16 protein-coding genes and 1 tRNA gene are annotated in these 24727 nt (G+C 52.7%); 9 read left to right on the top strand and 8 right to left on the bottom strand.

The annotated features are described in order from the left end of the window. Positions 1 to 60 precede the first annotated feature (60 nt). Complete coding sequence (locus tag ACN0YD_RS12255; RefSeq protein ID WP_417320167.1) at positions 61 to 1377, top strand: hypothetical protein; 1317 nt, start codon at positions 61 to 63, stop codon at positions 1375 to 1377. 54 nt (positions 1378 to 1431) lie between these two features. On the opposite strand, the gene ACN0YD_RS12260 is transcribed toward ACN0YD_RS12255, so the two are convergent. The 6 genes from ACN0YD_RS12260 to ACN0YD_RS12285 form a co-directional block, all read right to left on the bottom strand. After that, on the bottom strand, positions 1432 to 3129 hold the full coding sequence (locus ACN0YD_RS12260) for an MFS transporter (RefSeq protein WP_417320168.1): 1698 nt from the start codon (positions 3127 to 3129) through the stop codon (positions 1432 to 1434). 294 nt (positions 3130 to 3423) lie between these two features. Continuing rightward, positions 3424 to 4413 carry a cyclase family protein gene (locus tag ACN0YD_RS12265; protein WP_417320170.1) on the bottom strand — a complete coding sequence of 330 codons (990 nt, stop codon included), beginning with the start codon at positions 4411 to 4413 and terminating at the stop codon, positions 3424 to 3426. A gap of 280 nt (positions 4414 to 4693) precedes the next feature. Beyond that, complete coding sequence (locus tag ACN0YD_RS12270; protein ID WP_417320172.1) at positions 4694 to 5599, bottom strand: SDR family NAD(P)-dependent oxidoreductase; 906 nt, start codon at positions 5597 to 5599, stop codon at positions 4694 to 4696. Further along, positions 5596 to 7143, bottom strand: coding sequence for a serine hydrolase domain-containing protein (locus ACN0YD_RS12275; RefSeq protein WP_417320173.1), 1548 nt, complete (start codon positions 7141 to 7143; stop codon positions 5596 to 5598). Before ACN0YD_RS12275 ends, ACN0YD_RS12270 begins: the two co-directional genes overlap by 4 nt. A gap of 23 nt (positions 7144 to 7166) precedes the next feature. Then, positions 7167 to 8507: an MFS transporter gene (locus ACN0YD_RS12280; protein WP_417320175.1), complete on the bottom strand. Its 1341-nt coding sequence runs from the start codon at positions 8505 to 8507 to the stop codon at positions 7167 to 7169. A gap of 204 nt (positions 8508 to 8711) precedes the next feature. Next, positions 8712 to 11054 carry a TonB-dependent receptor gene (locus ACN0YD_RS12285; protein ID WP_417320177.1) on the bottom strand — a complete coding sequence of 781 codons (2343 nt, stop codon included), beginning with the start codon at positions 11052 to 11054 and terminating at the stop codon, positions 8712 to 8714. Between the two features lie 276 nt (positions 11055 to 11330). Between ACN0YD_RS12285 and ACN0YD_RS12290 the strand changes: the two genes are divergently transcribed. The 3 genes from ACN0YD_RS12290 to ACN0YD_RS12300 all read left to right on the top strand — a co-directional run bounded on the left by ACN0YD_RS12290 (position 11331) and on the right by ACN0YD_RS12300 (position 17602). Then, positions 11331 to 12536: a TetR family transcriptional regulator gene (locus tag ACN0YD_RS12290; protein WP_417320179.1), complete on the top strand. Its 1206-nt coding sequence runs from the start codon at positions 11331 to 11333 to the stop codon at positions 12534 to 12536. Between the two features lie 286 nt (positions 12537 to 12822). Continuing rightward, positions 12823 to 17175 carry an autotransporter domain-containing protein gene (locus tag ACN0YD_RS12295; protein WP_417320181.1) on the top strand — a complete coding sequence of 1451 codons (4353 nt, stop codon included), beginning with the start codon at positions 12823 to 12825 and terminating at the stop codon, positions 17173 to 17175. A 133-nt stretch (positions 17176 to 17308) separates the two neighbouring features. Continuing rightward, the gene (locus ACN0YD_RS12300; protein ID WP_417320182.1) at positions 17309 to 17602 is read left to right on the top strand and encodes a hypothetical protein; all 294 of its coding nucleotides are present in this window, start codon (positions 17309 to 17311) and stop codon (positions 17600 to 17602) included. 226 nt (positions 17603 to 17828) lie between these two features. Here ACN0YD_RS12300 and ACN0YD_RS12305 read toward each other — a convergent pair whose 3' ends face one another. After that, on the bottom strand, positions 17829 to 18185 hold the full coding sequence (locus ACN0YD_RS12305; RefSeq protein WP_417320184.1) for a hypothetical protein: 357 nt from the start codon (positions 18183 to 18185) through the stop codon (positions 17829 to 17831). Between the two features lie 77 nt (positions 18186 to 18262). Between ACN0YD_RS12305 and ACN0YD_RS12310 the strand changes: the two genes are divergently transcribed. From ACN0YD_RS12310 to ACN0YD_RS12330, 5 genes are all read left to right on the top strand, one after another. Then, positions 18263 to 18784 (top strand): DUF2975 domain-containing protein, encoded by a 522-nt coding sequence (locus ACN0YD_RS12310; protein ID WP_417320186.1) that lies wholly within the window; start codon positions 18263 to 18265, stop codon positions 18782 to 18784. Between the two features lie 10 nt (positions 18785 to 18794). After that, positions 18795 to 19013 carry a helix-turn-helix domain-containing protein gene (locus ACN0YD_RS12315; protein ID WP_417320187.1) on the top strand — a complete coding sequence of 73 codons (219 nt, stop codon included), beginning with the start codon at positions 18795 to 18797 and terminating at the stop codon, positions 19011 to 19013. Positions 19014 to 19471: 458 nt separating this feature from the next. Beyond that, positions 19472 to 19888, top strand: a complete 417-nt coding sequence (locus ACN0YD_RS12320; protein WP_417320189.1) for a hypothetical protein — start codon at positions 19472 to 19474, stop codon at positions 19886 to 19888. Between the two features lie 431 nt (positions 19889 to 20319). Next, a complete protein-coding gene (locus ACN0YD_RS12325) occupies positions 20320 to 21420 on the top strand; it encodes an efflux RND transporter periplasmic adaptor subunit (protein WP_417320191.1) in 1101 nt (366 codons plus the stop codon). Between the two features lie 20 nt (positions 21421 to 21440). Beyond that, a complete protein-coding gene (locus ACN0YD_RS12330; protein WP_417320193.1) occupies positions 21441 to 24494 on the top strand; it encodes an efflux RND transporter permease subunit in 3054 nt (1017 codons plus the stop codon). A gap of 123 nt (positions 24495 to 24617) precedes the next feature. On the opposite strand, the gene ACN0YD_RS12335 is transcribed toward ACN0YD_RS12330, so the two are convergent. After that, positions 24618 to 24694 (bottom strand) — tRNA-Met (locus ACN0YD_RS12335). Positions 24695 to 24727 lie beyond the last annotated feature (33 nt).

Raw genomic sequence — 24727 nt, forward strand, 5'->3', positions numbered from 1 at the left:
GCGACAACAGGCTGCCTGAAATGAAACAGAAAACCACAAAAAATCGGGAGGAAATCTATCATGCAACAAACAACACGGCGCAATTTTATCGCGGGAACGGCGCTGCTGCCCCTCACAGCCGCATCGGTAGCCCGGGCTACTGCCAATACCGATTCCGTCCCGAACCGGACTGACCGGATTAAAGAAGACCTCGATAAATATATCGGCTTCGGCATGAAGCAGGCCGGCGGCGCAGGGGACAATGCCTGTGGCGACTGGATGGCTTCAGAACTGGAACAGGCCGGCTTCATCATTGAACGGCAGACCATGTCTGTGCCTTTTTTCACCCCCCAAAGATGTGAACTGACAAGTGGCGCATCACGGGCCACCGTCTGGCCGCAACCCATAGTCATCCCCACCGGCCCTGATGGCATTACCGGTAAAATCGTCCGCGTCGACGCCGCCGGACAGGCACAGGGTTCTCTGGAAGGCGCCATCGCCCTTGTTGATTTGCCACACCGGCGCTGGTCAACGGCCCTGTCAAAGGCCATCAGAGCCCCGATTGAGACCGCCTTCACTACCGGAGCAAAAGCCGTCGTTGCCGTCACCAACGGCCCCTCCGGCAAGGTGATTGCCCTGAATACCGATGGCCGCAAACCGATGTTCAGGGGACCGGTCGCCCTTCTCGCCCCCAAGGAGGCGAACCCTTTCTTTGCCGCCGCCACAGGCGGGCAAAATGCCACCCTTTATCTGACCGGCGAAGGCGGGCAGCGGGATGCCTTTAACTTTGTCGGCCGCATCGATCGGGGAAAGAAACGCTGGCTTGCGGTCTCGACCCCACGATCAGGCTGGTTCGGTTGCGCCGGGGAACGCGGCCCCGGTATCGCCGCCTGGCTCACCCTCGCCCGCTGGGCAAGTTTAAAAGTAAAGGATCATAACCTCGCTTTCATTTGCAACAGCGGCCATGAGTACCAGTATCTCGGCGCGGAGGAGGCGCTTCATAAAATCGCCCCCGCACCGGAAGAAACTTCTTTCTGGCTGCATCTGGGCGCCAATATCGCAGCCCAGGACTGGCATGAGGTTGTCGGCAAAATGATGCCGCTGCCCGGTGCTGATTCCCAGCGTTATCTGGTGACAAGCCCGCCCCTTCTGCCGATCGCACGCAAGCTGTTTGCCGGACAGGTCGGACTTGAAGCCCCCTATTCGAGCGAACAACTTTCCGCCGGGGAACTGACCAATGTTATCGACGCCGGCTATCCCTCCGTCGCCGGCGTATTTGGCATTCACCGGTTTCACCATGTAATTGATGACGACAGCCGTTGCGTCTCCGCCGATAATGTCGCCGCAGCGACTACGGCTTTCCGGCAATTGCTTGAACATGTACTGACCCGTACATAACCAAAAGAAAGGCGGCCACAGGGGCCGCCTTTTTCATCATGGCTGCTGCAAATATTAATCGTCAATATTGCGGCGGAACGTTTCCGGCAGAAACAGCAGGCCGACCACAAATGTCATCCCGGCAATCACAACCGGATACCACAGGCCGTAATAAATATCGCCCGTCGCTGCCACCATGGCGAAGGCCGCACTTGGCAGGAAACCACCGAACCAGCCGTTACCGATATGATATGGCAGTGACATGGCAGTATAACGGATACGCGCCTGGAACATCTCCACCAACATTGCCGCAAGCGGTGCATATGGCGCCGTCACCAGGATCATCAGTCCGACCAGGATAAGCAACACCAGCGGCTTGTTGATCTGTTCCGGATCTGCCATCTGAGGATATCCGGCCGCATCAAGGCCTGCCTGTATTTCAGCATGGAACGATGCAATCGCAGCCGTTTTTTCCTCTTCGGAAAGACCAGCCGGATCAGGAGCGGTAATCACCCTGTCACCGATATTCACCTGGGCAACCATGCCCGCTTCGGCGCCCTCATTGCTGTAATTGATCCCGTGGGAGGCAAGATAGGCCTTCACTATATCACAGCTGGTACTGTCAAATTTATTCTCTCCGATCGGATCGAACTGGACAGAACATTCGTCGTCGTCAGCTACCACCGTCACCGGCGAATTTTCAACAGCCGCAGCCAGGGCGGGGTTGGCGGCATAGGTCAGCGCCTTGAAGGCCGGGAAATAGGCCAGCGCAGCGATCAGACAGGCGGTGACAATGATGGGCTTACGGCCAATCCTGTCGCTCAACCAGGCAAAAATGATGAAGAAAGGTGTGCCGATCACCAGCGTGATCGCAATCAGGATATTGGCCGTGCCGGCATCCACCTTCAGGATTTTCACAAGGTAGAACAAGGTGTAAAACTGACCGGTATACCCAATCACGGCCTGTCCGGCCACGGCACCAAACAGGGCGATGAGCGCAAACTTGACATTTTTCCATTTTCCGAAAGCTTCCCGGATCGGCGTTTTCGACGTCGTCCCTTCATCTTTCATTTTCTGGAAAACCGGGCTCTCGCTCAACTGCATACGGATCCAAAGTGAAATCGCCAGCAAAAGAACCGAGACCAGGAACGGAATGCGCCAGCCCCAGTCGGCAAAGGCCTCCTCACCCATGACGGAGCGCAGTCCGATAACCAGCATCAGCGAAACAATAAGGCCGAGCGTCGCAGTGGTCTGGATAAAACTGGTATAAAGTCCACGCTTGTTGTTGGGGGCATGCTCCGCCACGTATGTGGCCGCACCGCCGTATTCACCGCCGACTGCCAGCCCCTGCAGCAAACGCAGCCCAACCAGGATAATCGGCGCTGCGATACCTATGGTCTCGTAACTTGGCAGCAATCCAACGGCAAAAGTGGACATCCCCATGAGCCCCATGGTGACAAGAAAGGTATATTTCCTGCCGACAATATCACCAAGCCGGCCGAACACCAGCGATCCGAACGGACGGATGGCAAAACCCGCAGCAAAGGCCGCCAAAGCCAGGATGAAAGCCGTCGTATCGTTTACACCGGAAAAAAACTGGCTTGAAATATAGGTCGCCAGCAGGCCGTAAAGATAAAAGTCATACCATTCAAACATCGTCCCCAGTGAAGAGGCGACAATGACCAGCTTCTCTTTCTTCGTCGCCTTATGATGTTTGGGCAGGTCTTCAAGTTGGTTGTTCATATTCTGGATACGCTCTCCCTCAAGCGACATAATATACTGCTCCCTTTTTTATTTATCACACTAGATCTAACAGATAATATGTTCACTCTCAAGTGTGTTAATGTTTATTTATATCTTAAAGGCGCTCGTTCCCGACCGCCTCTATACGTGATCATCGCCGCAGGCAAGACGAGTACCGTAGAAAACAACAACAATGGGGGCAACATAAATAACAGCGCAAAGAGACACTCACTTCAGCCATTAAATCCGGTTGAAAGCAGCATCACTGCAATATTTTTCATATGGGGCAAGTTCACCCCAATCGTTGCAGGACAAGCCTGCTACCTAGAAAACCGCCATGGCATTGACCGGGCTGCCGGTGCCGCCGGTGATCGCCAGCGGCGCAATGGTCATCATGAATTCCCAACGTCCTTTTTCTGCTGCAACCTGTGACAGGCGGGACAGGTCAAGGTTATCCATGATCGGCAGGCCCAGTGAATGCAGGGCCAGCACATGAACCGGATGGTCGAAGCCTTCCATGCCGGACGGAATCACATCACTGTTGGCGTCACAGCCGAGCACGGCCACACCCCGTTCCTTCAGCCATTTGACGGTGGAGACATGAAGGCCCGAGCGGCGGGGGTTGGTGACATCCCCCGTGGCCTTGTGATAGGCCAGTAGCCCTACCCTGAGCAGCAAGATGTCACCCGGCCTGACTTTAACCCCGGCCTTTTTTTCCCAGGTTTCAAGGTCCTCGATAGTGACCGCGGTGCCGGGCTCAAGATAATCGACCCCTTTCAGGCGCGGAATATCCACCAGCACGGCCCGGCTCATAATGCCGTCCCGCATGACCTGGATGCCAAGCTTGCGGGCACCGGCCACCTGTTCAGGGTTTTCCGGATCGGTGGTGATGACCTCGTCACGGCTATAACCGTTATACATTTTGTTCTTCCAGAACATATGCGCCAGGGAATCGATATGGGAATGGGCCCAGCCGTGATAGGAAATCTCGTAATTGTCGAGGGCGAAATCTCCGCCGCCATGCAGCAGTTTGGTCAGCGTATGATGGAATGACACCTGGCCACTGAGCGGGTCCGGTTCTTTGGACACAACGCGCGAAGCCGAAACAGTGGTACCGTCCTTGACCAGGGCCGCCGCCGCGAGGCGTTTTTCCGGGGTGATCAGGTTCAATGTACCCAGTTCATCATTCTTGCCCCAACGGCCCCAGTTGGAAAGCTCCCCGATCCATTTCTCGAGGGTCTGCATGGTGACGGCGGGCGGCTCTTTATAGGCGTGGGACTCATCTGCCCTCGCGTGCATGGCAAATGACAACATAAGGGCCATCGATAACATATATAAAAACGTGGATTGCCTCATCGGACTCTACCTCCCAAAGCTGAGCTAAACAGCAGTTTTTAAGTTATTGTTTTGACGCCAAAATATCAGAATTCACACCTTAGGTCAATTTTCACTTTCGTGTGAGTGAATATTATAACCCCTTACCTAAGGCTTAACATAAAAGAGGCAGCGGACCCTATTGATCCCCCGCCTCATATCATATCCAGGCCCCCCGGCGGCAGCTACAGCCCCGCCCGGGCACCTCAAGCCGACCGCCTTAGATTTTAACGCCGAGGGCCTCAGCAGCTTTATTAACAAACTTGATGGTCTGCTCACTGCCCATCTGGAACAGGGCCTGATTGTCGGCATCGACAATCCTGTCAATCTCCTCGGCAATGTGCTCCGGGGTCTGCTGATCGACCGGCAGGTAAATACCCTCGGTCTCGTAAATGCGGGTCGAGGCATAACCCCCTGCCCCGGCACAGAGGATGAGCCGGGACGGCGCCTCGTCACATACCAGATACAAGAGCGCCGCCGAAACGCTTTCAACGGTCATCAGTTCCAGGACTTCTTTGGCGATGATATTTTCCGTCATTTCCGTGCGCGCCGTAGGCGAAAGTGTATTGACGTGAATGCCGTATTTCTGGCCCTCCAGATGCAGCGTATTCATCAGGCCGACAACAGCCATTTTTGCCGCCCCGTAATTGGACTGGCCAAAATTGCCATAAAGGCCCGAAGAAGAAGACGTCATGGCGATCCGGCCATATTGCTGCTCCCGCATGATGTCCCAGACGGCCTTTGTGCAATTCACCGTACCCATCACATGGACATCCATGACAAGCCTGAAATCATCGAGGGACATTTTGACAAATGACTTGTCCCGCAGGATCCCTGCATTATTGACAAGGATATCTACATGTCCCCACCGCTGCATGGTCTCGTCGACCATGGCCTTGACCTGGTCCCAGTCTGCCACATTGGCCCCATTGGCAAAGGCCTCCCCCCCAAGGTTCTTGATCTCTTCTACGACAGCCAGGGCGCTTTCTGACGGCTTCCCATCCTGGCCCAGGTCATTCACCACAAGCTTTACCCCGCGGGCCGCCAGCCCCAGGGCATGTGACCGGCCGAGCCCTCCACCTGCGCCCGTCACAATTGCTACTCTGTTATTAAAACTGATACTCATTGTTTTTCTCCATGAACTTTTTTGTCAGAGGCCGGAAAAGCGGCCTCCACCAATGTGGAAAATTCCTTGAAATCCCACACATCGCTACCCGGCTTTGTCATGCCCATACGGACAATGACCAGATCTTTTTCCGGAACCATATAAACCGTCTGACCGGCCCACCCCGACATCATGAAACGGGCGGCAGGCACACCTTCCTGGAAAGGTGTATCCAGCCAGATCTGCGCCCCATAGCCGAAAGGTTTATCCTTGCTCACGCCCTCAAGAAGGGTTGTGCTTGGCGTGGTTGAATAGGCCACCCAGTCCTCTGGCCAGAGCTGTTCGCCATTCCAGTTGCCGTTACGCAGATACAGAAGGCCAAGCCGGGCGAAATCCCGGGCTGATCCCCAGACATAGCTGGAGCCGACAAAGGTGCCTGATGAATCCGTCTGGAAAAGCGTATGGCGCATGCCGAGCTTTTTGAACAACCGCTCTGTGGGATAAGTCCAGTAAGACTGGTCATCGCCGTCGAATGTATTGCGCAGGACCTTGGAAATGATATTGGTGGTGCCGCAGTTATATTTGAATTTTGTATCTATCGGAAATTCAAGAGGCTTGGAGGCGGCAAATCCACCCATGTCGGCGCTCATGAACAGCAGAAGGTTGCCATCCGCATCCAACGGATAATGATTGCCCTTGAATTCCAGCCCGCTTGACATCCGCAGCAGATGATCAAGATTAAGCTTCGACCGGGGATCATTATCCTCCTGCCATTCCGGCAGCAGATGATCTTTCTTCAGGGCAAGCCTGCCGTCCTTGATGCGCATGCCGACCACAGCATTGAGCAGGCTCTTGCTCATGGACGCGCCATAGTGCAGGCTGTCGCTGGAATAACCGGGGGCATATCTTTCCGCGACGATTTCCCCCTTGTAAACCACAATCACAGCCCGGGTCCTTGGGTCCAGCTCACCGGCTTCTGCAGGCCTGAAGGCAAATTCCAGCGCCCCCATCAGTGCAGCCCGGTCTATATCCGGATTTGCTTTATCCAGCTCCACACGCTCACCAGCCGGCCATACCTGATTTTTCTCTGCCGAACTATAGGGAGCAAGCGGGCGAATTTTGTCCTGCCTGAGTTTGTCGGCCGGATAGTCCTCAAACGCGATGGCACAGCCCAGCCCTTCCCGGTACACACTGGTGGAGATATCCACGCCATCCCGGCTCACATGAACGGCCTTGTTAGCCCGGTCAATATTGATCTGGAAGCTGTCCCGCTCGGCTTTGCTCACAGCGCCGGACGTCCAGACATCCAGGTCAACAGCAAGGAAGTCCTCTTCCTCCCGCCCGGCCACAAACATGCCGGTGCAGGTATAGACCGACATCAGGTTGCCGATAATGGCCAGCCTGGTTTGATCCGGGATTTTGCTGGTGGGGTCCTGGACCTTGGCGACGTCCGAAACCTGGATTTGTTTCCCCTCGCCAGACTGCTCAGCTTGTTCCGGCGCTTCCGGTGAACAGCTGTTCAAAAGTGCAATACATGAAACAACTATAGAAAGCTTTTTCAACATGGCCGGGCTCCTTCCAGAATTAATCAGGTTTGATTCAATATCCTCAGGCGATTTCGGAATGGCTCAATCGCCCTGTACACAAGCATCGAAAAGATCACCGCACAAACAACGGTAACGATCACGATAGAATGGCCAACCGCCATTTCGTCACGGAAGACAAAATCCGTCACCAGGGCAACTGAGGTCGCCCCGAAACCAAGGCCGGCCATATTGATGCAAAACAGGAACAAGGCCGAGACCTGTGCCCTGATATGGGGAGGTGTCGCCTGCTGTAGGATTGACGGGAACAGAACATTCGTCATCATTGAACAAAAATAGAAAATCACAAGGGCACAGATTTTTGCCGTGATATTATCCATCATCACTACAAAGGGCATGGTCAGGCCCATGCCGATCATGGCCAAAATCATGATCACCAGTGGCGCGGCCATGAAACCTTTTTCCCGCAGCTTATCGGAAAGCCATCCGGCAAAAAGCCCGCCAAGCACGGACGGCGGAATGAAAATCAGCCCCAGGGTAACGCCTGCAGTAGAGGCTTCCCACCCCACGACACGGATGAAATAACTGGGAACCCAGGACAACATGCCATATCCCGCGATCAGCATGAAACAGACCCCGGCTGTAAAGGTGAAATAGAAGGCTCGGTTGTCATAAATATAGGTCAGCACGGCCTTGAAAGAGAGATCGCCGGACTTGAGCTCAGGATTTTCGTGGCGTTTAGGTTCCTTCATCAGGGCAAGCGGGATGACCATACAGAGACTGGCCAAACCCACAACCACCAGCACAGCCTGCCAGAGCTGAATTTCACCGATGACAGGAAAGACAATATTTTCGAATTGATCCAGCATGCCGATCACGAGCCCGCCAATCAACAAAGACGCGCCGCCGCCCCCGACAACGCCCACAACGACAAAAACACTCATGGCGCGGGCCATGCGTTCCGGCGGGAAAAGATCAGGGATCATGGCATAGGCCGTGGGCGTCAACGCCGCCTCGCCAAAGCCGACACCCATGCGGGCCAGAAACAGCTGTGTGAAATTCTGGGCGAACCCGCAGGCCATGGTCAGCAGGCTCCAGATGGTCACACCGGTCATAATAACATATTTGCGCACCCAAAGATCCGCCGCCCGGCCCATGAAGACACCTGTCAGTGTATAGACAAGGGCAAAGGCAAAGCCGCTGAGGAGGCTCACTTCAGTATCCGAAATTTGCAGATCGTTTTTGATGGGATCGATCAACAGTGTCAGTATCTGCCGATCCAGAAAAGAAAATAAATAGGTAAAAGCCAGGATAGATAATGCCGTCCAGGCTGACAGACGTGAGGGGTACTGATCCTGGACTTCAGATTGAGCTGTTCCACTCATACTCGGGCTCCTGCAGGCACTTCCAGACTACCAACCTTACCGACGTCATAACGACCAGATCCGGCGGCGAAGTCTATTGTGCGGGGGAATTGGAAACTAACATATTGATTTGCCGAAAAATCCAATCGCAAAATCAGGTTAGGGATGCGAGGCAGTACAGATTACCAAACTGCCTCGCATTGGGGTCTTCAGGTGCTACCTAAATTAGAAACTATGTGTCAGGCGGAACCCGTACATACGCGGCTTGGTGTAGACAACATAGTTGACACCCGCGTTATGATAAGTCGGTGTCTGGTTGATCAGATCCGCTTCATTGGTCACATTCAGCGCATAGAGCTCTGCCCTCCAGTTCCAGTCCTTGCTGTTCCAGGTGATACGCGCATTCACATTATCATGTCCCGGTACATTGTCGGCATAGGGCGGTGAAGTCTCGAGCGACCTGTTGAAGTAGCTCGTAAAATATTCACTGACCCAGTTATAGTCCACCCGGAAGGTCAGGGTGCCCCAATCTTCATTCTTCAATGGCAGACTATATTGGACACCGATATTGAACTTCCAGTCGGCAGCCAACGGCAGCTTGTTGCCACTCAGGTCAAAGATCCCCAACTGCGGCCGGTCACCGTCTGCAGCAAACAGCTCACCGTATGTGGCATCCAGATATCCGGCCGAGGCGTCAACGGTAAGATTGTCGGTAACCAGAGCAAGAAATTCCATCTCCACACCAGTTACAGTAGCTGTCGCAGAGTTTTGGATACTGGTGACGAAGTCCAGTGCATTACCTTCTTCATCCCTGATGATCTTGGAAACAGTTTCCTGTTTATCACTATAGGAATTGCGGAAGGCGGAAACATTCAGCTGAATTTGATTATCCATCCAGCGGCTTTTAAAACCAATTTCAGCAGCTTTGATGCTCTCTGGCTCGTAAGACAGTTCCTGGAAAGCAAAGGCGTTAAAGCCACCGGCACGGTACCCCACGGAATAGGAACCGAACAACATGACATCTTCATTGAGGTGATAGTTCACACCGGCGCGGTAGGTCACTTTATTCCAGTCTTTTTCCAGATCAGTCTGTCCGGATGTATCCCCCAGAACAAAGTCGCCGAAGCTACGGATCAACCCGCGGATCATACCCTTTTTGTCATAACTGTAGCGGGCGCCGGCGATAAGTTCGATTTTGTCAGTCACCTGGTAGTTGGCATGTCCAAAAACACCAAATGCCGTACTGTCGAGGGTCGGAATCGGGTCATTGGTTTCCGTAAAGTGAGCCCCGAAAATTGCTGGATCAGCATCGAAATCGGCGACAGTCGAGGATGTTTCTGTGTAATAAAACAGTCCCGCCACCCATTGCAGATCTGACTCACCATCGGACAGAATCTGGAATTCGGAGCTGTAGGTCTGATAGTCAACAAAATTCCCCCACAGGACATCCGGCGCCGTATCCGTCATATCCAGATCAAGCACGATTTCTGAACGGGATTCATTAAATGCGTTCAGGGATTTCAGAATGACCCCGGAAAGATCCCAGGTCATATCCAGGGAAACACCCTGACCGAAATCATAGTTTTCATGCGGGCTGTTGGCGCGGACCTTATATGGATCAGTATTGGTCGGGTTCACATAATCCAGAGGCAGCGTCGCGAAATAAGCAGAGGTCCGATCATATTCGCCGGTTACCATAAAGACGGTCGAATTGCCCGTATCCTTGTAATTATAACCGCTCAGGAAAACCTCAAAATTGTCGGCAAGATCATATTCGGCAGACACGCGGATGCTTGTGCTGTCATCATACATCAGGTCCTTGCGCGGCGCGAGCGGAGAGACATTTTCCACATAACCATCACTGGCTTCATCAGAGAAGGCCACCCGGACACGAAGCCTGTCACTTATGGGGCCACTCAGCACACCACGGACTTCCCGACGATTGTAATTGCCTACATCAACTGAGAAGCTGCCTTCCAGCTCTTCGGTAGGACGGTTCGTGATCAGTTCGATACTACCGCCACTGGCGTTACGGCCTTTCAGAACCCCTTGCGGACCACGGAGGACCTCGACGCGCTGGACATCCAGCATGTCGCGCATGGCAAAACTACTGGCCTGAATATAGTGTCCATCAATATAGACCGGAATCCCCGGATCACCGCCCGGCGTGCTGTTCGGCGTGGAAACACCACGAATAGCCACGTTGGACGAGATGCCGTTACCTGCGGTATTACCTGAATCCGTCACCACCAGGCCCGGCACGACACGCTGCAGGTCATTGGCGTTCTCGATGCCGCGAACCTTCATTGATTCGGCAGTAAGCGCCGTGATCGACAGTGGAATATCCTGGACAGATTTTTCAACCTTGGTTGCCGTAACGACAACCTCTTCCAGCATCATATGTTCGGACTGAGTGTCCTTTTCCTGGGCGACTGCCGGGAAATAAACCCCCGCGCCACTCATCATTGCGACACTGCTCAGCAACAAGGCGCTTCTATATTTTGCACCCTTCCCACCATGCGCAGCCGCTGTTTTTACCTGTGGTTTTTCTCCACGAGTTCTCATCATCAAGTTACTCCCTATTTTTGGTTATTCACTCTGTTCATTCATGTTCTTTAACGATGAATTTGAATATTATGTAAAGCAATTTAGAGGCAAAGGCAACACATAACTGAATACAATGTACAGTTTTACATCAGATTAAAGCCATGAGTTAGACCATATATTACAATATATCGCCAGATTCTGTAACAAACTTGAATATAATGTATATATTTGTGAAGCCTCCGGCGCGCATTCTCAATACCGATTGATTTATATATTAATAGTTTGTACCTTTTCGCCATGAGAGTTACCGACAGACAACAAAGCAATCAGTCAAATAAAATCATTGAAGTCGCCACACGACTGTATGCCCGCTACAGCTATGCCAAAGTGACTCTGGAAGAAGTCGCTTCCAAACTCGATCTCGTACCCGGGGCGATCTATCATTATTTCGAAGATAAAGAGGACCTGATCTTTCATTGCTACATGAACGGACTCAATATCTATGCCCAGGAGATCGATGATTGCATCGAGGATGGACTGGATGCGCTGGAGATCGTTCGCCGGTTTATTCGACAAAGATTTGACCCGAAAAAACCCCGCATGGTTCTGTTCACGGATATTGATGCCCTCGATCAGGAGAAATCGAAAGCTGTTCACCTGAAACGCTATGAGAATGCAAAACAACTGGCGAGCATTATCGAACGCGGTGTCAAAGAGGGCTCGATCAGCTCGGACAACCCTTTTCTAACCGCCATCGCCATTTTCTCCATCCTGGACTGGACGCCATTCTGGCTCTCAGAAAAAAGTTATTACACCTATCAGGAAGCCGTCGAAGGAATTGATGATATTATCACCCACGGCGTCTATCGAAGAGATATCCCCCGTCTGCAGTTTCCCGAATCTCCGGATCTTACGCCGTTACTTGAAAAACGCGCCAGGATGGGAAAACGGCTTGCAAGGGTGGACCATATACTCAAAGTCGCTGCAGACAACTTTAACCGGAAGGGCGCATTGGGCGTTTCAATCAAGGAAATTGCCGCGGATGCCGGCGTTACGCGCGCCGGCATTTATTATCATTTCGAGGACAAGGAAACCCTTCTCTATCGCTGCCTGGAGCGAGGGCTGCAAATGGAGATCGATGTCGGAGATACCATTAAGCAGGATCAATGGTTCGAGGCACAAAATACCCGCGCTCTTTTCCTGATACATTCAACAGATTATGGTCCCTGCCTCACTTACCATAATGTGAGTTTCCTGAAGGAAGAGCATCGCAAAAAATTCATGCAGGATATTTACGATGGCCAACTGCAATGCCAGGAGCGTTATCAAAAAAATATCGACAAAGGCATTTACCGCAATATCGACACCTATTTTGCCTACCGCATTACTTCAGGATTGCATCATTGGTATGCCATTTGGTTCAGGGATCAAAAAAACCTTACTCCAGAGACCATTGCGGACCACTTTATGAGCCTCTTCCTGTTTGGCCTGAAACCGCGCTAGAAAATCAATAAAGCGGTTTGAAAAGCACCCGTTTTCCGGATCACTTGATACAGGATTTCCGCTTCTGTTACCAATACTGGCAAATAACCCCTGACCTTTTTTATGGTTGTGGGGAAAGGTCTTCTTGTGAAGGAACTTTTAGAGCACGTATAGCTATATCTCTTCGTACTCCTTTGTATTTTATATAACCAATTGTTTTAACTTATATTTTACCATATTCATGTATCTTAATAATAATTAACAGGCAAATCATCAGCACATGTTCACTTGATTGAGGGGATATCGAATGAGAATTCTTGGTTTCATTTCATTTATTTTCTATCTTTTCACCCTCTCAACTGCTCTGGCTGGCTCAACTGCCCTGGCTGGCAATTATACGGCAGACAATATCACCAGTCTTGCGGTCCTGGACCGGGCAACGCCACTGGCGGATATGCTGGCGGAGGGAGCTGACCGGGATGTTACCGTTCAACTGGCGAAACCCGGGTCAACTGATCCGGTGATCGAGGCGCTGGCAGAGGCCGGACAAAAGATCCACACCCTGCACCTGGTCAGCCACGGCGGCCCCGGTCATCTGATGATTGCCGGTAAGAGCCTGGATGCAGAGGCCCTTTCGGAAATGGGACGCAATTGGGTCCCATATCTCGCCTCCGACGCGGTGATCGTGCTTTACGGTTGTTCGGCCGGTGAAGGCACCGCCGGCCGTGAACTGGTGGATCGCCTCGCACGCGCCACCGGCGCCCGGGTTTTTGCCTCTTCGACCCGGACGGGCGCAAGGGCGCTCGGCGGCGACTGGACCTTTGATGTCAGTTCCGATGCCGACACACCGGCCCCCCGGACCATCAGCGCCTTCAGCGCCGCCCACGACAGCTGGCCGGGCCTGCTGGCCGGAAGCACAAATGTCACCACTACTGCCGGCGATACAAGTGCCGGGTCCATACGGGCGGCGGCGGCCAATGCCAGTGATTTTCAATTTTTTTATTTTCAGCACCTGGGATCAGCCGCGACGATCAATTTGGCCGGACCGTTGACATTCACCCACGCTGCAGCAGTTTCCTGGCAGTTTGACGGCACCACAACGAACCTGACCATCGGCGGAGATACCATAAGTTCGGCGAACCACATCTACCTTCAATTGAATAATTCCTCCCATTTCATGACCATAAATTCAGATATCAACTTCACCGGCCCAGCGGATACCTTCCTTCTGCAGGGAGGTAATGCTACACTGAATGGCAGCATCGCCGATGTCGGCACCCTGCAGATCACCAGTAATGGTATTGCCACACTCGGCACAACCACATCCGCCACCAAGATCGACATCAATACCGGCGGGCTCCTGACATTCAATACTGACGCAGTCTACACCTCCGCTATTGAAATTGAAAATACCGCCACCATTAACACTAACGGCCATGATGTCTCTTTCTCGGGCGCCTTCACCGACGACGGGAGCAACGTCCTGGTAAAGACCGGGATCGGCACCCTGACCCTTAGCGGGACCAACACCGCCTCCGGCACCATGAGTGTCAATGTCGGAACTCTCTCGGTTGCATCCGACAACAATCTTAGTGCCGGCGCCCTGACCCTTAATGGCGGCACTCTCGCCGTCACCGGCGCCACCACCATCGACAATGCCATTTCTCTCGGAGCCTCCAGCGGCACTGTGACCAACAGCGCCGACGTCACTCTCTCCGGAATCATCTCTGGCGCCGGCAATCTGACCAAGGACGGGGCAAATATCCTGACCCTTAGCGGGACCAATACATATAGCGGCACGACGACTGTCAATGGCGGAACGCTTTCCATTGCCGCAGACAATAATCTCGGCACAAGCGCGCTGACCCTCAACGGCGGTAACCTCGCCGTCACCGGCGCCACCACCATCGACAATGCCATTTCTCTCGGAGCCTCCAGCGGCACCGTGACCAACAGCGCCGACTTTACCCTCTCCGGGGTCATTTCCGGCGCCGGCAATCTGACCAAGGACGGGGCAAATATCCTGACCCTAAGCGGGACCAATACATATAGCGGCACGACGACTGTCAATGGCGGAACGCTTTCCATTGCCGCAGACAATAATCTCGGCACAGGCGCGCTGACCCTCAATGGCGGGGACCTGGCCGTCACCGGCGCTACAACCATCGACAATGCCGTCGCCCTCAACGCCGACGCCACCGTGACCACTTCCGCGAACGCCACACTCTCCGGAGCCATTGCCGGCACAGGTAGCCTGACCAAGGACGGTGCAAGCACCCTGACCCTGTCCGGCACCAACAGCTATTCCGGCAGCACGATCGTCAATGGAGGGACACTCTCCGTTGCCTCCGGCAGCAACCTCGGTACAGGCGCCGTTGCTCTCAATGGCGGCAACCTCGCCGTCACCGGCCCCACCACCATCGGCAATACTATCGAGCTCAATACCGTCGCCACGGTCATCACCTCCGCGAACGCAACGCTCTCGGGGATCATCTCCGGCACCGGCAACCTGGCCAAGGCGGGCGCCGGCACCCTGATCCTCTCCGGCACCAACAACTACACCGGAACCACCATGGTCAATGGCGGGACGCTGTCGATCGCTGCCGACAGCAATCTCGGCGCAGGCGCCCTCACCCTTAATGGCGGCAATCTCGCCGTTACCGGCGTCACGACCATTGACAATGCCATCACCCTCAGCGCCGACGCTACAGTCACCAATATTGCGGACATGACGCTTTCGGGGACCGTCTCCGGTAGCGGCAACCTGATCAAGGCCGGGACAGGCACATTGACCTTGTCGGGCGCCAACAGCTATAGCGGCGGTACGGTAATTACCGATGGCACCCTGCAGATTGGCAACGGCGGCACCACGGGGTCTGTAAGCGGCGATATTACCAATGATGGTTCGCTGATATTAGATCGGTCCGATGCCGTGACATTTGACAATGTGATCAGTGGTACGGGAAGCTTTACACAAGGGGGGGCAGGCAATACAAACCTTACCGGCATCAACAGCTACACAGGCACAACGACCATTGACAATGGCCTCCTGTCCGTGAATGGCTCCATTGCCAGCTCCACCACGACTGTCAATGCAGCCGGCATCCTTGGCGGTTCCGGCACAGTAGGGACGGTAACCCTTAACGGCGGCGCCCTCGCCCCCGGTAATTCCATCGGCACTCTGACCGTCAACGGCAATGTCGATTTTACCAATGGCGGCGCATATAAAGTCGAAGTTGATGCCGCCGGCAACAGCGACTTAATCACCGCCACCGGCACGGCAACCCTCACCAACGGTTCTGTGCAGGTGATACCCGAAGCAGGTGACTATGCACTTTCAACCGACTATACCATACTGACCACCGCCGGCGGTCTTGGGGGCACCACCTTCGACAGCGTCACGTCAACGCTGGCTTTTCTGACACCGACGCTGAGTTACGATGCCAATTCGGTATTTCTGAACCTGTCCCGAAATAATGTCAGTTTTGAGAGTGTGGCCGTCACAGGCAACCAACGCGTTGTTGCTACTGTTTTAAGTGACTTGTCAGACACAGCTGCCTTTGGCGATATTATAAGCAACCTGAGTTTACTGACCGAAACCGGCGCCCGGCAGGCCCTCGATAGCCTAAGCGGCGTGCAAAACACCTATGGCCAGGCCGCGGTTCCTCAAACCATGCAGCAGTTCCAGCAGGTGTTGTTCAACCGCAGCCAGCACCCCTCAGGCTCACGCAACCGGGCCGATGGCTCGAATATACTTCTTGCCTATAACGGCGACCTTTCTTTATTGGGACTTTCGTCGCTGGCAAACTCCGGACAAAATGAAAACACTACATCAGAACGCGGCTGGTGGCTCCAGGGTTTCGCTGGAACCCTCGAGATTGAGGACACGGCCGAGGCCGGCGGCTCGGACCTGGACAGCGCAGGTTTTGCAATGGGGCTGGACGTGCAATGGTATGATCTGGTCATCGGCCTTGCCGGAAGTTACGCCTCCACCGAAGGGGATACCCTGAACGGCGATCTTGATATCGACAGTTATCAGGCCGCGATCTATGGCTTGTGGCAGCAAAATAGTTTATACGCCAACGGGACGCTAAGCTTCGGCTGGCACAACACGAATGCCCGCCGCACTGTGACCGTGGGCAGCCTGGTTGACACTGCCCGGGCAGACTACGGCAGCACCAGTCTTGGCCTGGCTGTTGAGGTTGGTAAAACATACAAGCTGGACAAGGGCACTATGATAACGCCTTATGCAGGCCTTGCCTGGCAGTCCCTGAAACAGGACAGCTTTCATGAAACTGGCGCGGGCAGTATGAATCTGGCTATCGCCAAAGAAAAAACAGACGGTTTCAGAGCAATGCTCGGCACCCGTTTGCAGCGCACCCTGACCACTGGCAAGGGCATGACTTTAACGCCTTTCGTTGATCTCGCCTATGTCAGGGACGAGAGCAATATTTTTGAGTTGGACGCAGGTTTTGCCGCGGCCCCCAACAATAGATTCATAATAAAAGGCGCCGAGCTCGATAAAGACCGCGCCCGGCTGGGTGTTGGCGTGACGGGCTCATTGACTGAAAATACGACCCTTAATCTGGGGTATCAGGGCGAATTTGCCGGGTCCGACAAACAGCACAATGTGTCAGCCTCAATAAGATTACTTTGGTAAGTAGCCTTAACTATCTTGCAAAAAAGGCCATCACAAACACAACATTATCTGAACGTGGATAGGTTATTCAGTCTGCAGCCATATTATTCTTGTCACTATGGAAAAAGTGATGCCTGAAAGGACGAGACAACAAATGAAAAAGAACTTGAAATATTTTACTCTGGTTTTTGCACTCTGCCTGAGCGCTTGTGGAGGTAAGTTTTCCGGTGAATATCGGGCCCTCCAGGGTGCGGTCGTCATGGATTTTAAACCCGATGGCAAAGTGAGCCAGTCAATGATTGGCAACCGAGTTGCAGACTTTGATTTTGAAAAAGACGGTGATGAGATAAAAGTATATATCGCACCGGGTCTGACACAAATTTACAAAATCCAAAGCGATGATGTACTTATCGGTCCAGGCGGCATAACGCTGGTCAGAAAACGTTAAGCCGTTTTCCTCCCCTGATGCTTCCCTGTGATTTTTATTGATATAGCATTGATAATAAAAACCACCCCGTTTAGGGCCCCTTTGGGCTCCGGGGCTTTTTAATGGTTGCGGGGGCAGGATTTGAACTAAACCCATACTCCGACTTTTTAAGCCTGGCCGCATGATGATGTAAGTCCCTTGCCCACTCAACCTTAAACGACTTGATGCCTCAATCAGGAATGAGGATTTATTCACCTGGCTGACATTCCCCGTTTTCCTCAAAATACTGCACCATCAACAGCATGGCATTACGGTTCTCATATCCTTCCCCATGGGTTTGGATGAAGCGGATAATCGCAGGCACATCGAATAATCGCTCCGGCGCCTTGCAAAAAAAAGCCTCAAGTTTGCCAGTCTCTTCAGTAAGTGTCGCCAGCAGGTCAAGAGCACCACCGACATAAGCTTGCAGAACCGGGTGGTCACTGCACTCACCAGGCACGGAATCACAGATCTCCGCGAACTGCTCTACAGTCAATGCAGATGCCCTGGTCGGGACTACAAAGAAAATTATCAGGAAAGTGATAATTGTTAAACGGCCAGTCATTGGAGGTCTCCCGCTTGACAAAATTAATATAAAACGATAATTTATCATCATAAAACGATAACACAAGAGAGGTTGAAATGACCAGATATTTTTCTCAGTTGATCGCATGGGGCTGCCTCGCAATTCTTACACTTACACCTGTGGCCGCTCTTTTTTTTCTCATCAACATTGATAACTTCGCCAGCCTTGCCAGGCATAGTCTGGAATTGGGAATTCAATGGCAAACTGTCACTCAGTCTCAATGGTATGGATTATGGTTTCTCACCATGCTCTACCTGCTCACCGGATTGAGCGGCCTTTATTTCCTGCGCCGTGCATTCGCCAATTTCGCGCGGGGAGAGTTATTTAACCACAACAACAGCCGGGACCTGCGACTGTTCTCGATCTTCCTTTTTGTGCAAGGACTTGCCAAGCCTGTACATCTGGCATTATCAAGCCTACTGTTATCCCTGAACCATCCCGCCGGCCAGCAGCTCATTTCTATCTCGTTGGGCAGCAGTGAAATCAAAGTGATCTCGCTGGCCATGATTCTATGGGTAATGAGTGACCTTCTGGTCAGGGGAAGTAAACTGGAAAGCGAAAATAAACAATTCATCTAGGGTACCTGCCATGCCTATCGTCGTTAATCTGGATGTCATGCTGGCCAAACGAAAAATACGCGGAAAAGATTTGGCGAATGCCGTTGGCATCACAGAACAAAACCTGTCCCTGTTACGCACCGGCAAGGTCAAGGGGGTGCGTTTCTCTACGCTTGAACAGATATGCCGGATACTGGAGTGCCAGCCGGGAGATATCCTTGAATATATCCCGGAGGAGGTACAACCTTAAAAACTGGCCCCCAATATAACCCCGGCATTGCAAGTCCGACAGCGGAATTACTGCGGCTTGAACACCCCAGACTTCACTATATCGCTTTTGCCAGTTAACCGTTCGTTTCAGGGCAAGCGCAGAGCCTTCGACAACATGGTTCCGTCCGAGAACCGGCAGGCTCATTCACCCACCCCACTTACCAGATAAAACAAAGGCAGGATTTAGACGGAAGTTGTCTTACCCTTCCTCTCCTCGAAAGAAAGAGAGGTCGCATAATCCTCATCGGCAAAGCAAACCGCCTGGCAGTTACAATAGAATAAAAGCCTGCTCTATTATAGCGGCAAGCCCAATGAGACGATTGACAAATGGGCAGATGTCGACGAAATTATGAAATATTGGGCAAAGTATACAGCCTATAAAATAGGTCTGGCTCAAAAAACGCCTGCAAACTGTACAAAACCTGAAGCATAGTACTGATGACAGCCTATGAACTCACAGAACTAACAATTAATGCAATGAACCGGCTGGATGCCAGCTGGGCGTTATTTCTGTCTGTTCATGCCGCACTTTTTGGGGGTATCGTTTACATTGACCGCCCGCTGAAACGAACCGAAAAAGCCGTGCTTATTATGGCTTATGGTACCGTTGCTTTTTATAATTATTACCTGATACGCATTTCACAAAAACTGCTTAGCGGCTTATATCAAGACCTTGCCGAGATACAAGAAATTCAGAAGCTGGAGTTACATACGCTGGAGTTTTTTAATCAGTTTAGCCAGTCGGCCTGGGGATGGGCCAGTCATGCTTTCACGATCACGGTTCATATGATTGCGTTAGTTGTAGTAGTCAGCGCCATCATTCTGGATGGCACTTTAAAACAAAACAAGACATGAGAACACATGGCCTGACAGTTCACAGCTGTTACATCGGGCTGCTCTACTTGAAATGATCGAATTAGGCCGGGGCCGCGCAGATACCGGAAAGCCGTCGGCTTTCCTCATCAACTTCAAAAAGAAACTTCAGGCCCCAGATAGACAAACAAGCCCCCCAACAGTGATCCGACATCAACCATAAAACCACCAAAATCAAGCTCACGATCAGTTTCTGAATAAACGGCAGCTTGGCAAGGGAACCGCCATATTTTGTCGCTACTGAAATGGCACCGGCAGAAAAAGCTTCTGCGCCGTGATAGTCGCTGCGGTCAACACTACCCCGGGTAAATATTATAGGTCACTTGCTCGCTTGCCTCGTGAATCGGCTCACCTTAAAATATGCTGCACGAATCAGAGCAGCGTTTTCTTTTGGGACGGGGATTATAACTTTCATGCATTATTTTGTAAAAATTGCTTTTGGTTTTACTGCCATGCTGTTTCTGAGCGCATGCGACAATGAAAACACGCCCCAACAGGGAGAAGCGGTCCGCGCTATTAAACCCTTTTACGTGAGTGAACCTGTGGGCGGGGATATCAGGCAGTTCAGCGGCTCAATAGAAGCTGCAGATGTGTCAGCTCTCAGCTTCAATGTGTCGGGATCGGTAATCACTGTTCTTGTCAGTGCCGGGGAAAGCGTTACCAAAGACCAGATACTGGCCACACTCGACCCCGAACCGTTCAACATAGATGTTATTTCCGCCGAGGCCCAACTCAAGTCCGCGAGGGCGACCGTCGAAAACAAGGAAGCCGATCTGGAACGGCAAAAAGAGCTTTTTGCCAAAGGGTGGGTGACCAAGGCTGCCTTTGACCAGGTACAACTCGCCTATGATTCTGCTCGTAATGAAGTCACCCTGGCTCAATCACGCCTGAACTCTGCCATCCGCAATCATAAAAATGCCACTTTGCGCGCCCCCTTCGAAGGCGTTATCGCAGAGAGATCTATAGAGCCGTTCACCGAAATCGCAACTGGCCAGACCGCTTTTCTGATCAACTCCCAGGGTGCATTGGAAGTCACTATCCTGGTCCCCGCCAAACTGATATCACGCCTGGCCATCGGCCAGCCGGTTAGCGTTTCGAGCAATTCAGTTTCTTCCTGCGGCTGTGAAGCGCGAATAACGGAGATTGGATCGGCCGCAGAAGTCACAAATGCAGTGGCTGTAAAGGCAACCCTCTATGATCCACCGGCCGCACTTCTGCCAGGTACGGCAGCCGAAGCCACTATCGCGCTTGCCGGTCAAGATTCCAACAGGGGATATCTGGTCCCGCTCGTCGCGATTTCTCCCGCTCAGGCGTCCGGCGGCGCATTTGTATTCAAATATGTCGAAGAAACAGGAACAGTTAAAAAGGTACAAATCAAAGGCACGGCCGGACGAGACAATCTTATTGCCGTGACCCAGGGTGTCGAGCCCGGCGACATCCTGGCGGCTGCCGGTGTTAGTTTCCTGAGAGACGGTCAAAAGGTTAAACTCCTCAACAACCGAGCCAATCCGTAAAAGCTGACCGGAGAATACTGATGCAAATCACCAGCCTGGCCATCAATAATTCCCGTGTTACCATAATGGGGATACTCCTCGCAGTGGTGCTTGGTATTTCGACATTCCTGACCTATCCCAGCGCGGAAGACCCCAGTGTCACGATCCGCACGGCGCAAATCAGTGCTTTCGTCCCGGGCATGTCCGCCGAACGTATAGAAAATCTGTTGACGGAGCCCCTCGAAGCAGCTCTCCGCGAAATTGCGGAAATCAAGAATATAGATTCGACTTCCAAACCGGGTGAAACCCTGATCTCGGTGGAAGCCCATGAGTGGGTTAGCGACCTGGACCCGGTTTTTCAGGATATTCGCAACAAGGTCCAGGATACCAAACGGAGCCTTCCGGGAAACACTGTTGGCCCCTTCGTATATGACGATGTCGGCCTCACCGCAATCGCGACCGTTACCCTCTGGACTGATGGGTTTTCCATGGCGGAAATGTCCGACACGGCAAAAAGCATACGTAACACCCTGTATACCCTGAAGGGGGTCAGGCGTGTTGAGATTATAGGCGTGCAGGAGGAACAAATCCTCCTTGAGGCCAATCCGGGCACACTGGCGCAACTGGGTATTTCGCCGGAGCAGATTTTTAGTGAACTCGCTCTGCAGAACATTATCCAGCCGAGCGGTGAAATTATCGCCGACGGACGTAAGGTCACACTGGAAACCACCGGGAACTTTGAAAGTGACGAAGCAATAAAAAATGTCGTATTTTCCGTTCCAAACTCCAATCAGGTTGTGCGCCTTGGAGAAGTTGTCGACATCAAACGGCAATATGCCGACCCGCCTGCCAAGCCCGTCTATTTCAACAACCAGCAGGCCATAATATTGTCAGTTTCCACCATCAGCGGCACCAACAATATTGAGTTTGGCAAACGATTGACCGATACGCTTGCCTCCATAGAGAACAACCTGCCTATCGGGTATGTCCTTGAGTATGCCACTTTCCAGCCGGACCTTATTGAAGAGACTGTCCAGGGCGCCGTTTCAAACGTGTATCAGACGCTTGTCATCGTTCTGGTTGTGGTGATGGTTTTTCTCGGCTTGCGGACAGGATTGATCGTCGGCTCCTTTGTGCCGCTGACCATGCTGGTTGGAATAATCATCATGCGGCTGTTTGATATTGAACTGCAGCGCATGTCCATCGCGGCAATGATCATTGCCCTCGGACTGCTGGTTGACAATGGAATTGTGGTTGCCGAGGACATCAGGGTGCGGCTGCACGCCGGCGTGGGTAAAATCACAGCGGCTGTTGAGGCTGGACGAACCCTCGCCATGCCATTGTTATCCTCGTCTCTCACTACGGTATTTGCCTTCTTGCCGATGATGTTACTGGACGGGAGTACAGGCGACTATGTGCGATCCCTTGCCCAGGTTGTCGCGATTTTACTGCTCACCTCATGGCTGTTGTCCCTGACCGTCACACCGGCCATGTGTGTCTGGTTTATGAAAGCCGACCCTCAGGCCGATGATACCATGCCCCGACGATCGGATTATTCCGGCAGGACCTACCGGCTCTATAGGGCCATTCTGGGCAAACTGCTCGGAAGCCGGTTCCTGTTTCTGGGCACTCTGATTATTCTGCTCCTGGGTTCCATACAGGTGCTGGGGATTATTCGAACCGAGTTTTTCCCCCTTGGGGCGCGCAACCAGTTCCTGGTCTATATCGACTTTGAAGCCGGCACAGCCGTGCGAGAGGTCGACAGGGCAATCCAGCCCCTGACCCGCTGGTTGGCTGACACCCGGGAGAACCCGGAAGTCACAAGCCATGTAGCCTACATTGGTGACGGCGGCCCGCGGTTTTTTCTGGCGCTTTCCCCTGTGGACCCTGACGATCACCGCGCTTTTATCCTGGTAAATGTAAAATCGCCGGAGCAGGTTTCGCCACTTGTTGAACGGGTAAATCGCTTCATGGCCGAAAATATACCCGGCGCCAGAGCGGATGCAAAGAAAATGTGGTTTGGATCCACAGAACCGGGACTTCTGGAAATACGGCTGATTGGGCCGGAAAGCGACAAACTGGCGTCTCTTGCACTGACCCTGGAAGAAGCGTTACACGAGATTCCGGATACCGTTGGCATCAAACATGACTGGGAAAACAAGATTCTCAAGATTTTGATTGATGTTGATCAGACCCGGGCGCGCCGTGCCGGTTTGTCGTCAAGCGATATTGCAGACGCACTGGATGCGACATTCTCGGGGGTGACCATCAGCGAATACCGGGAAGGCGAAAACATCATTCCAATTTTATTTCGCGCCAGGGAAGATATGCGCAATTCATTGATGGGGCTGCAACAGGCCTTGATCCATTCACCTGTAACCGCCAGTTTTGTCAGTCTTGAACAAATTGCAACTGTCAGAGCGGAATGGCAATTCGGCCGGACTATTCGGCACAATCGCGAGCGCACTTTAACCCTGCAGGCACGAAATACCAGAATCTCCTCGCAGTTGCTTTTCGAAGAACTGGCTCCTGTGTTGAACAGTCTGGACCTGCCGCCCGGCTATCGCTGGGAAATTGGCGGGGAAGTAGAAGACCAGCAAACGGCCAACAATGATTTGTTTGCACTTCTGCCGCTTTCACTGGCGGGGATTGCTCTGCTTCTGGTGGGACAATTTAATTCCTTCCGGCGCGGCGGCATTATCCTGCTCACGATTCCGCTGGTATTGATCGGTGGCGTGCTGGGCCTGGTGATCATGGATGCCGCCTTCGGCTTTATGGTTATGCTGGGCTTCTTCAGCCTGGCGGGCATCCTGATCAACAACGGCATCGTATTGATCGACCGTATTGAAGTCGAACGCAAGGCGGGCAAAGAGCCACTGGAGGCTGTGATCACTGCTTGCCTTGCACGATTACGGCCGATTATGATGACGACATTAACAACAGTTCTTGGACTGGTTCCCCTGATCCTGTTTGGCGGTGTCTTGTTTTACGGTATGGCCTCGGTCATCGCCTGGGGCCTTATCGTAGCGACCATTGTGACACTTGGCTTTGTCCCCGTACTCTACACATTATTATTCCGGATACCTGTCAAATAAGATCCTGCAGGATGCCTCTGGCCGCCGCTGTAATCGTGCTTAGTGCCTGTCTTACAAGGTTCAATTCTGACCGACGCCTGACTAAAACACAAAAACCACCCCGAATGGGATGGTTTTGTGTTTTGGTTGCGGGGGTAGGATTTGAACCTACGACCTTCAGGTTATGAGCCTGACGAGCTACCGGGCTGCTCCACCCCGCGTCAATTAAATCGCACTACCGCTTCGCTGCTTGA

The organism is Emcibacter sp. (genome assembly GCF_048269205.1).
Classification (GTDB): domain Bacteria; phylum Pseudomonadota; class Alphaproteobacteria; order Sphingomonadales; family Emcibacteraceae; genus Emcibacter.

What these genes read in the sequence shown, in the direction of transcription:
- ACN0YD_RS12255 (WP_417320167.1), top strand. Translation starts at nt 61, where the DNA reads ATGCAACAAACAACACGGCGCAATTTTATCGCGGGAACGGCGCTGCTG.
- ACN0YD_RS12260 (WP_417320168.1), bottom strand. Translation starts at nt 3,129, where the DNA reads ATGTCGCTTGAGGGAGAGCGTATCCAGAATATGAACAACCAACTTGAA.
- ACN0YD_RS12265 (WP_417320170.1), bottom strand. Translation starts at nt 4,413, where the DNA reads ATGTTGTCATTTGCCATGCACGCGAGGGCAGATGAGTCCCACGCCTAT.
- ACN0YD_RS12270 (WP_417320172.1), bottom strand. Translation starts at nt 5,599, where the DNA reads ATGAGTATCAGTTTTAATAACAGAGTAGCAATTGTGACGGGCGCAGGT.
- ACN0YD_RS12275 (WP_417320173.1), bottom strand. Translation starts at nt 7,143, where the DNA reads ATGTTGAAAAAGCTTTCTATAGTTGTTTCATGTATTGCACTTTTGAAC.
- ACN0YD_RS12280 (WP_417320175.1), bottom strand. Translation starts at nt 8,507, where the DNA reads ATGAGTGGAACAGCTCAATCTGAAGTCCAGGATCAGTACCCCTCACGT.
- ACN0YD_RS12285 (WP_417320177.1), bottom strand. Translation starts at nt 11,054, where the DNA reads ATGATGAGAACTCGTGGAGAAAAACCACAGGTAAAAACAGCGGCTGCG.
- ACN0YD_RS12290 (WP_417320179.1), top strand. Translation starts at nt 11,331, where the DNA reads ATGAGAGTTACCGACAGACAACAAAGCAATCAGTCAAATAAAATCATT.
- ACN0YD_RS12295 (WP_417320181.1), top strand. Translation starts at nt 12,823, where the DNA reads ATGAGAATTCTTGGTTTCATTTCATTTATTTTCTATCTTTTCACCCTC.
- ACN0YD_RS12300 (WP_417320182.1), top strand. Translation starts at nt 17,309, where the DNA reads ATGAAAAAGAACTTGAAATATTTTACTCTGGTTTTTGCACTCTGCCTG.
- ACN0YD_RS12305 (WP_417320184.1), bottom strand. Translation starts at nt 18,185, where the DNA reads ATGACTGGCCGTTTAACAATTATCACTTTCCTGATAATTTTCTTTGTA.
- ACN0YD_RS12310 (WP_417320186.1), top strand. Translation starts at nt 18,263, where the DNA reads ATGACCAGATATTTTTCTCAGTTGATCGCATGGGGCTGCCTCGCAATT.
- ACN0YD_RS12315 (WP_417320187.1), top strand. Translation starts at nt 18,795, where the DNA reads ATGCCTATCGTCGTTAATCTGGATGTCATGCTGGCCAAACGAAAAATA.
- ACN0YD_RS12320 (WP_417320189.1), top strand. Translation starts at nt 19,472, where the DNA reads ATGACAGCCTATGAACTCACAGAACTAACAATTAATGCAATGAACCGG.
- ACN0YD_RS12325 (WP_417320191.1), top strand. Translation starts at nt 20,320, where the DNA reads ATGCATTATTTTGTAAAAATTGCTTTTGGTTTTACTGCCATGCTGTTT.
- ACN0YD_RS12330 (WP_417320193.1), top strand. Translation starts at nt 21,441, where the DNA reads ATGCAAATCACCAGCCTGGCCATCAATAATTCCCGTGTTACCATAATG.